Source organism: Flavobacterium sp. (assembly GCF_003525665.1).
In the GTDB taxonomy this organism is placed as follows: domain Bacteria; phylum Bacteroidota; class Bacteroidia; order Flavobacteriales; family Flavobacteriaceae; genus Flavobacterium.
The window spans coordinates 15,512-23,788 of record NZ_DQDX01000188.1; the positions used below are offsets into that span (position 1 = coordinate 15,512).

Genomic DNA, 8,277 nt, shown 5'->3' on the forward strand with positions numbered 1-8,277 from the left:
TAAATTTGTCTTATCAGATAATTTAAATTGTCCATAAAAATTATTGAAATACCTCCATTTTCTATCAAAATCGGGTTGCTCATTTCCGGCATAAGTACTCCAATTCAAAGTCGTTTTTCCACTTGGTTTGTAAGTAATTTGAGTTCCAAAAGCTGGCGTTTGATTACCATCAATCTTTTGAATGCGTTGCCAACCGTTCAAATACATCGCTGCCAAATACCATTTTTCCGATTTAGAAGTGTATCCAATTTTGGCTCCAGCTTCATAATAAGGAGAATTATCAGCCAAAATACTTCGGGTTAAAGTTGGACAATCTTTACCAATTGCACTTTCAAAACCAATGTGCGAAGGCATAATTCCGGCATCAACCCACAAATTATGTTTCGATGAAATTTTCACACCAATGTTGGCTTCAAAAACATTTCTCAGCAAATCTTGCTCTGCAGCCAAATTATATTCGGCATAAGTTCCAGCCATAATTGCTAAATTTCCGCGTACGTTATCTTTTGCATAATTTACTTTTGCAAAACCTAAATTCAGGTTCAACTCGTTGTGCTTGTTGTGGCTGTAAATAAATCCAGGACGAACGTGATTATCCGGATTTCCAAAATCATAACTGTAATACGTTTCAACATATCCCGAAAACGTCAACGGACTTTTCTCTTTTGCTACTTCTTGAGCATTAACCGTTGTAAATCCAAATGCTATAAGAGCAGTAAATACTATTTTTTTCATTTTATTTAATTATTATTTCAACTCCGTCAGAGTTTAAAACTCTGACGGAGTTATATAAAACTATTTTAATTTATCTAATTCAATATTCAATTGTAGAACATTTATTTTTTCTGTTCCAAACATTCCTAAAAGTGGTTTTTTTGTATTTTTCTGAATCACTTCCAACACTTTATCTTCCGAAATTTTTCTACCTTCAGCAATACGTTTCGCCTGTATTTTTGAACCTTGAACTGAAATATTTGGATCCAATCCACTTCCAGAAGCGGTAACCATATCAGCAGGAATATCCGATTTATTTAAATACGGATGCGCTAATAATAACGTATCAATTCTTTTTTGTACCACAGCCAAATAATCGGCATTGCTTGGTCCTTTATTGCTTCCGGCACTTCCAGCAGCATTATAATCTACTGCCGATGGTCGTCCCCAAAAGTAATTCGATTTATCGAATTTCTGACCAATTTTTTGGTAACCTACTACTTTTCCGTTTACAGAAATAGTTTCGCCCTTTCCGCTATTTGGTGCTAATTGAGCAATTCCGTAAATCGCTAACGGATAAATTACCGCTAATAAAACCCCCAATAAAACTGTTAATTTTACTATTGAGAATATATTTTTCATTTTTTTATTTTAAAATTATTTACAAAACCTTTCATATTTACATACTATTTATATGAATAATGCAACTATCATATCAATCAATTTAATTCCTATAAACGGAATAATCAATCCGCCTAATCCATAAATTAATAAATTTCTTTTTAGGATTGCACTTGCACCAATTGGCTTATAATCAACGCCTCGTAAAGCTAATGGAATTAATATCGGAATAATAATTGCATTAAAAATCACTGCAGATAAAATGGCACTTTCTGGACTGTGCAAACGCATAATATTTAAACCTTGTAATGCTGGAATCGCTGTAATAAAAAGCGCAGGAACAATAGCAAAATACTTCGCTACGTCATTCGCAATCGAGAACGTAGTTAAAGTTCCTCTAGTCATCAATAACTGTTTTCCAATTTCTATAATTTCAATTAACTTAGTGGGATCATTATCCAAATCGACCATGTTTCCTGCTTCTTTTGCCGCTTGAGTTCCACTATTCATAGCAACACCAACATTTGCTTGAGCAAGAGCAGGCGCATCATTGGTACCATCGCCCATCATCGCTACCAGTTTACCCATTTGTTGCTCATTCTTAATGTAGTTCATTTTATCCTCAGGTTTCGCTTCGGCAATAAAATCATCAACACCAGCAGCTTCAGCAATAAATTTGGCAGTCAAAGGATTATCTCCGGTAACCATTACCGTTTTTACACCCATTTTACGCAAACGTTCAAAACGTTCTTTCATTCCAGTTTTAATGATATCTTGCAATTCGATAACACCTTGAACCTGACTGTTTTTAATAACAACTAATGGCGTTCCTCCTTGAGATGAAATCGCAATAACTCGTTGAGCGGTATCTTCTGGAAAGGCATTTCCTGCTTGAAGTGATATATTTTTTGCAGCATCTTGAGCACCTTTTCTGATGTTGGTTCCATCTTTTAAAACCACTCCAGAAGTTCTGGTTTCGGCAGTAAATTTGATTAAAGTTGCTCCTTCAATAGATAATTTTTGTGAAACATTTAGTCCTGCTAATTCTACAATACTTTTACCTTCAGGAGTATCATCGGCAAGAGAACTCAATACAGCCGAATTTATAAAATCATCTTGAGAAACTCCATTTGCAGGATAAAAATTCGTTGCTTTTCTGTTTCCAATAGTAATTGTACCTGTTTTATCCAAAAGTAAAACATCAATATCACCAGCAGTTTCCACCGCTTTTCCCGATTTGGTAATTACATTAGCTCGCAACGCTCTGTCCATTCCTGCAATTCCGATGGCTGATAATAATCCACCAATAGTTGTTGGAATCAAACATACAAAAAGAGAAATAAAAGCAGCAATAGTTATTGGTGCATTGGCATAATCTGCAAATGGTTTTAAGGTAACACAAACGATAACAAATATTAAAGTAAAGGCAGCTAATAGAATTGTCAATGCAATTTCGTTTGGTGTTTTTTGACGACTTGCACCTTCAACCAAGGCAATCATTTTATCAAGAAAACTTTCGCCAGGTTCGTTGGTAACAATAACTTTAATTTTATCCGATAAAACTTTTGTTCCACCAGTTACTGACGATTTATCGCCTCCAGCTTCTCGAATTACAGGAGCACTTTCTCCAGTAATGGCACTTTCATCAATTGTGGCCAATCCTTCAATGATTTCGCCATCGGTTGCAATTAAATCGCCTGCTTCGCATACAAAAATAGCACCTTTCTTTAATTCAGAAGAACTGATATTTTTAATTTCTCCATTTGGTAAAACTTGTCGTGCTGGAGTTTCTTCTCTAGTTTTTCTTAAACTATCGGCTTGTGCTTTTCCTCTGGCTTCTGCAATTGCTTCGGCAAAATTGGCAAACAAAAGCGTTACTAATAGGATAAGAAAAACCAAGAAATTGTATCCAAAACTACCTTCGCCTTGTGCGCCAAATAATATGGAAATACACACAACAAACATGATTGCTGTTCCAATTTCAACGGTAAACATTACCGGATTTTTAAACATAATTCTTGGATTAAGCTTTACAAAAGATTGCACTAGCGCATCTTTTACTTGCTTACTCTCAAACAATGATGTGGATTTATTGTTAGTCATTTTTATAAATTTATTTTAATGAAAAATATTCTGCTAATGGTCCTAAAGCCAAAGCTGGGAAGAAAGACAATGCAGCGATAATCGCGATTACTGCAAAAACCATTATACCAAAAATAGTGGTATCTGTTTTTAAAGTTCCTGCACTTTCTGGAATGTATTTCTTGTTGGCAAGTAATCCTGCTATTGCTAAAGGTCCGATAATTGGTAAAAATCTACTCAACAATAAAACAATTCCTGTAGTGATGTTCCAAAACGGATTGTTGTCAGCTAAACCTTCAAAACCTGAACCATTATTGGCTGCACTTGAAGTATATTCGTATAACATTTCTGAAAATCCGTGAAAACCAGGATTATTTAACCAGCCAGTTGCATTACCGTTAAACCAATAACCCATTGCGGTATCGTTGGCAGCAAAATAGGAAGATAATGCCGTTCCAGATAATATCAAAAATGGATGAAGTATGGCAATAAATGCTGCAATTTTTACTTCACGAGCTTCTATTTTCTTTCCTAAAAATTCTGGTGTTCTTCCTACCATTAAACCAGATATAAATACGGCAAGAATAATAAAAATATAGAAATTGAGCCATCCAACGCCACAACCGCCATAAAAAGCATTAATCATCATCGACAAAAGTTGCATCGATCCTGAAACAGGCATCGAACTATCGTGCATACTATTTACAGAACCTGTGGAAATTACAGTAGTCGCAATACTCCAAAAACCTGACATTGCTGATCCAAATCGAACTTCCTTACCTTCCATAGCTCCAGTTGCTTGGGTAATTCCCATTTTTTCGATAGCGGGATTTCCATTGATTTCACTAATTACTGTAGGAATCACTAAAAGTAGAAATCCCACAGTCATTACTCCAAAAACAACATAGGAAAATTTGCGTTTTTTCAGGAAAAATCCTAATGCAAAAATCATCGCAAATGGGATAATTAATTGTGCCCAAAGTTCAACAGCACAAGAAAAATAACTAGGATTTTCTAACGGATGTGCCGAGTTTGCTCCAAAAAATCCTCCACCATTGGTTCCTATATGCTTGATAGCGATAAATGCAGCGGCTGGTCCACGAGAAACTTCAACTTGATCACCTTGTAAAGTAGTAATTGCATCTTTTCCTTCGAATGTCATTGGTGTTCCGCTAAATAATAACGCTACAGCAACAACAGCAGCAAGTGGTAATAAAATACGAGTACAACTTTTAATGAAAAAATTATAAAAATTTCCTAATCTATCACTAGTTCTTTCTTTCATGGCAGTAAAAACCATCGCTGCAGCTGCAATTCCTACCGCAGCAGAAACAAATTGCAAAAACATCAAAAACATTTGCGATAAATAGGATACACCGCTTTCGCCCGAATAATGTTGTAAATTACAATTTACAAGGAAAGAAATGGCGGTATTAAATGCCAAATCTGGCGTCATGTTTGGGTTATTGTCTGGATTTAAAAATAGTGATCCTTGAAATAATAAAATAAAAAAGCAAAGAAAGAACCAAACCATATTTATACTTAAAAGTGCTTTTAAGTGTTGCTTCCAGTTCATTTCTTCAGTAGAATTGATTCCGCTGATTTTGAAAATAAATTTTTCAATTGGATTGAAAATTGGGTCAAGTAACGTCTTATCGCCAGTAAAAACTTTAGCAATATACTTTCCGATTGGAATGGCTAAAATAATGGTGATGATAAAAATACTGATGACGCCTAATAGTTCTGTATTCATAAAAAAATAATTTAATGGAGTTAAAATTTTTCAGGTTTAATTAATACATAAACCAAATACCCAAAAACGAGTAATGCGACGATAAATAGTACAATCATGATTTAGATTTTTTCGAAGAATTCGACAGTTTTAAAACAAATCGCAAACAGCAAAACAGCTAATGCGAGTAACAGAATAGTGATAATCATATAAAAAAAATTAGGTTAAATTAAACTCCAGAGGCATTGATTTGCTTAAGATATTCTGCTTTAAGCGATTGAGGAAAGAGATTGGAAATACTGCAATGGCGCAATTCCATGAAAGTAGAAACCGAGAAAACGTAAACGTTAGCAATAGCGTTTTTGGTTTCGTAACTTCCTGTGGCAAATAATTGTTCGGCAATTGCCAAGCATTTTTTGGCTCTTACAATGTTACCAGAAATGATGGCTGATTTTGTAATCTCAGCAAAGCGTTCGGCTTGTTTGTAAATGGTAGTAACTTGATTTTTCATGTGTATTTATTATTTGATTTTTAATGGAACATGGTATCGCCATTAACCAAATCAAATATCAAGTTGAGAAATGGCGATTTCATTGTGAATGAATTTTTATGTTCATTCACCTAATGCCAAAAGTTGTTCCAATAAATTAAAAATTATGTAAGGTGCTGTGATAGTTAATTTTATGACTAGCATACCAAAAATTAGGCATAAAAAAACCTATCAAAATGATAGGCTTTTATCAAAATAAGAAGTTTTTATTTTAATTTTTCGAGTTGGGCTTTAAGTTCATCAAGTTGTTTTTGTAACACTTGAATTTCTGAGCTGTTGTTTATCGCTTTTATGGTTTGAAACACTTTTACTTTAGTATCCTTTAAATCGTGCTTAACAAGTTTATTTTCGATAGATTTTGTTAGATCTTCTTCATACTCGTCTACAACAACATCTATTGTAAGTATTTTATTTTCAACATCAATAGCTGTGTGAATTACATGGTGTGTTTTTTCAATTTCATTGGTAACAAAATATTTTATTTTGTCGTTATATACATTTACCATCCAAAGATTATAAGCTAAATAAAGTGCCGGAATAATTGTAATAAAAGCCAAGACTCCAAAATAGCTGTTAATGTGTTTGATATTGCTTTCCGAAAATCTCGCAAATTTTAAATAACGAGTAATCATATAACAACCTAAGCAAATGAAAAGCGCATTTATAAAATAGGTATACAATCCGCCTAAAATATATTCCCATTGCAATGTTGCGATTCCGAAACCAGCAGTACAAAGCGGCGGAATACAAGCGGTTGCGACAGCAATTCCTACTAAAACTCGATTTCCATCATGGCGTGATATGGCAATCATTCCGGCCATTCCACCAATAAAAGCTAAGAAAATATCAAAAATTGTGGGTTTTGAAAACGACAATAATTCGTCGGTGGCGATATGATATGGCGAAAGCAAATAATATAATGTGGAACACAAAATTGAAATTATAACAATTCTGAAAACATTTCTCAAACTCAATTTCAACAAAGTGGTGTTGGAAGTTCCAAGTGAAAATCCGATACCAAAAATTGGTCCCATTAAAGGAGAAATAATCATGGCACCAATTACAGCAGCTTTAGAATTGATGTTCAATCCAATGCAAGCAATGAAAATCGCAAATGCCATAATCCAAAAGTTAGTACCTTTAAAAACGACACCCGATTTTATTTCGTCATAAGTAATCTGCTCCGCTTCTTGATCGGTTTTTAGGTTTAAAACAGTTTTGAGATATCTTTTAATTACCGCTAAATTGCTTGTCATAGCTTATTTTCTTAAAAATTATAATCCAAATTCATCAATTTTTCGGTACAATGTTGCAATACCAATTTCTAATAATCTTGCGGTTTCTGCTTTGTTTCCTTTGGTGTAATTCAACACTTTTTGAATGTGTAATTTCTCAATACTTTGCATTGAAAAGGCCGACATTGTTTTATTGGAATTGTCTTGCTGGTGCTGAATTTCATAAGGTAAAACATCTTGCGTTAAAATAGCATCTGCTAAAATAACCGAACGTTCTATGATATTTTTAAGTTCCCGAACATTTCCTGGCCAATGATAAACTTCTAATTTTTGAAGAAAATCTGGTGCAATTTCTAATTCTTTTTTATTGGTTTTATCAGAAAATTGTTTGACAAAATAACTGGTTAAAGGCGAAATATCTTTTACACGTTCGCGCAATGGCGGAATTATAATTTCGAAAATATTCAATCGAAAATACAAATCCGAACGAAAAGTATGATTTTCACTTTCGGTTTTTAAATCTCTGTTGGTTGCTGCAATTAATCTAAAATTTGATTTTTTGGAAGTAGTTTCTCCAACCGGAATGTATTCGTTGGTTTCTAAAACACGTAATAATTTAGCTTGCAAATCGATGGGCATCTCTCCTATTTCATCCAAAAATAAAGTGCCACCATTGGCTTCTTCAATAAAACCTTTTTTATCTTTTAAAGCTCCGGTAAAAGCACCTTGTTTGTGTCCGAATAATTCGCTCTCTAGAATTTCTTTGCTAAATGTACTGCAATTTAAAGCTACAAATGATTTTCCAACACGAGTACTATTTTCATGAATCGCTTGCGCAAAAACTTCTTTTCCAGTTCCGGTTTCTCCAGTTAATAAAACAGTCGAATCGGTTTTGGCTACTTTTTTGGCTAAGTCAATTACTTGTTCTAACGCTTTTGATTTTCCAATTATGGTATCAAAAGAATATTTATCTGAAATACGTTTTTCTAATTTTTGAACCTTCTTTTGAAGTTCCGATTTTTCTAATGCTTTGTATAATAGCGGAATGATTTTATCGTTATCATCGCCTTTTACAATATAATCGAAAGCACCGTTTTTCATAGCTTGAACACCATCGGCAATTTTTCCGAAAGCGGTTAAAAGAATTACTTCAACCAGAGGAAAACTCGCCTTAATTTTTTCAAGAAAATCAACGCCATTTCCGTCCGGAAGTTTTACATCACATAAAATTACGTCAATATCATTTGATTCTAATTTCTTAAAACCCGATTTTAAATCGCCTGCTTCGATAACATCAAAACCTTCCGATTTTACTATTCTTGCAAGAAGTCCACGAAGTTTTT

The 8,277-nt window shown here is 33.9% G+C and carries 8 protein-coding genes; all 8 read right to left on the reverse strand.

Annotated elements, in window-relative coordinates:
* Window positions 1–735, reverse strand: a 735-nt coding sequence (locus DIU01_RS13275) for a porin (protein WP_290835211.1), incomplete at its 3' end; no start/stop codon positions are given.
* A gap of 60 nt (window positions 736–795) precedes the next feature.
* On the reverse strand, window positions 796–1,356 hold the full coding sequence (locus DIU01_RS13280) for a K(+)-transporting ATPase subunit C (RefSeq protein WP_290835212.1): 561 nt from the start codon (window positions 1,354–1,356) through the stop codon (window positions 796–798).
* A 48-nt stretch (window positions 1,357–1,404) separates the two neighbouring features.
* Window positions 1,405–3,438 carry a potassium-transporting ATPase subunit KdpB gene (gene kdpB / locus DIU01_RS13285; RefSeq protein WP_290835214.1) on the reverse strand — a complete coding sequence of 678 codons (2,034 nt, stop codon included), beginning with the start codon at window positions 3,436–3,438 and terminating at the stop codon, window positions 1,405–1,407.
* Window positions 3,439–3,448: 10 nt separating this feature from the next.
* The gene (gene kdpA / locus DIU01_RS13290) at window positions 3,449–5,170 is read right to left on the reverse strand and encodes a potassium-transporting ATPase subunit KdpA (RefSeq protein WP_290835216.1); all 1,722 of its coding nucleotides are present in this window, start codon (window positions 5,168–5,170) and stop codon (window positions 3,449–3,451) included.
* Window positions 5,171–5,190: 20 nt separating this feature from the next.
* Window positions 5,191–5,268 carry a K(+)-transporting ATPase subunit F gene (gene kdpF, locus DIU01_RS13295; RefSeq protein ID WP_290835236.1) on the reverse strand — a complete coding sequence of 26 codons (78 nt, stop codon included), beginning with the start codon at window positions 5,266–5,268 and terminating at the stop codon, window positions 5,191–5,193.
* A gap of 110 nt (window positions 5,269–5,378) precedes the next feature.
* The gene (locus DIU01_RS13300) at window positions 5,379–5,660 is read right to left on the reverse strand and encodes a hypothetical protein (protein WP_290835218.1); all 282 of its coding nucleotides are present in this window, start codon (window positions 5,658–5,660) and stop codon (window positions 5,379–5,381) included.
* A 245-nt stretch (window positions 5,661–5,905) separates the two neighbouring features.
* Window positions 5,906–6,955, reverse strand: a complete 1,050-nt coding sequence (locus tag DIU01_RS13305) for a DUF389 domain-containing protein (RefSeq protein WP_290835220.1) — start codon at window positions 6,953–6,955, stop codon at window positions 5,906–5,908.
* 18 nt (window positions 6,956–6,973) lie between these two features.
* The coding region (locus DIU01_RS13310) for a sigma-54 dependent transcriptional regulator (protein ID WP_290835222.1) at window positions 6,974–8,277 on the reverse strand (1,304 nt) is incomplete at its 5' end.